The 249-nt window shown below is 53.8% G+C and carries 1 rRNA gene; it reads left to right on the top strand.

Annotation, left to right across the window (positions count from 1 at the left end):
* Positions 1-249, top strand: a 23S ribosomal RNA gene (locus E8L22_RS21335); the annotation flags it as partial.

Here is a 249-nt window from a genome sequence, read left to right on the forward strand (position 1 = left end):
CCGAAAGGCGTAGTTGATGGGAAACGGGTTAATATTCCCGTACCACCTGTTGTTGCGATGGGGGGACGGAGTAGGGTAGGCGATCCAGGCGCTGGTTGTCCTGGTTTAAGGTTGTAGGCGGGAAGAGGAGGCAAATCCCTTCTTCCATTCAACGCTGAGAACTGATGACGAGGGGGTATCCCCGTAAAGTCGTTGATCCCATGCTTCCAAGAAAAGCCTCTAAGCTTCAGACAGCAGGTGACCGTACCG

This window comes from Geomonas ferrireducens, assembly GCF_004917065.1.
Classification (GTDB): domain Bacteria; phylum Desulfobacterota; class Desulfuromonadia; order Geobacterales; family Geobacteraceae; genus Geomonas; species Geomonas ferrireducens.